The organism is Corallococcus sp. CA041A (genome assembly GCF_003612075.1).
Classification (GTDB): Bacteria; Myxococcota; Myxococcia; order Myxococcales; family Myxococcaceae; genus Corallococcus; species Corallococcus exiguus.
Genome location: NZ_RAWF01000569.1, coordinates 1 through 885 on the forward strand (window position 1 = coordinate 1; position 885 = coordinate 885).

Below are 885 nucleotides of genomic sequence, written 5' to 3' on the forward strand. Positions count from 1 at the left end.
AGAGCGCCTAACAAAAGTCAGGTTTGAAAGGGAGGGTGGCCGGAGAGCCGGGCCATGAGCACCTGGGCTTCATGGCTCGCGACCTCGTACCGGACGCGCTATGGGAGCGGGTGGCTCCACTGCTTCCGGTTCCCAAGAAGAAGAAGAAGCCCGGCCGACCACGGGCCGACGACCGAGCCGCCTTTGAGGCCATCGTCTTCGTGCTCAGGACCGGTATCCCCTGGGAGATGCTTCCGACGAAGCAGTTCGGCCTGTCGGGGATGACAGCTTGGCGACGCCTGGAGCAGTGGACTCGTGCCGGGGTGTTCGAGCAACTCCAGCGCGTGCTGCTCAACGAACTGGGCCAGCGCAGCCAGGTGGACTTCTCCCGTGCCTCCATCGACTCCTCGACGGTCCGAGCCTCAAAAGGGGGGCCCTCACGGGCAAGAACCCGACGGACCGAGCGAAGGCGGGCAGCAAGCATCATCTTCTCGTCGACACCAAGGGCCAGCCGCTGGCTGAGAGCCTGACGGGGGCCAACGTCCATGACACGCACGAGATGTTCCCTCTGCTGGACGCCGTGCCGGATGTGAAGCAACCCCGCGGTCATCCTCGTCACCGGCCCGACAAGCTGCATGCCGACAAGGCGTACTCTTCGCGCAAAAACCGACGCGGCTTGCGTCGGCGCGGCATCACCGCTCGCATTGCGCGACCCGGCATCGAATCGAAGCAGCGGCTGGGGCGGCATCGTTGGGTGGTGGATCGAACCAACGCGTGGAAGAACCGGCAGCGGCGTCTGCGCGTGCGCGATGAACGCCGGGACGATATCCACTTCGGCCTCCTCGTTCTGGGCTGCTGCCTGATCCTCTTCCGCAGTCTTCAAACCTGACTTTTGTTAGGCGCTCT

General features: G+C 64.5%; 1 protein-coding gene. It reads left to right on the forward strand.

Annotated elements, in window-relative coordinates:
- The first annotated feature begins 71 nt into the window (after positions 1-71).
- A protein-coding gene (locus D7V77_RS42210; protein ID WP_199734002.1) for an IS5 family transposase occupies positions 72-868 on the forward strand; the annotation gives its coding sequence in 2 pieces (ribosomal slippage) (positions 72-417 and positions 417-868; 798 coding nt in all).
- The last annotated feature ends 17 nt before the right edge of the window (positions 869-885 follow it).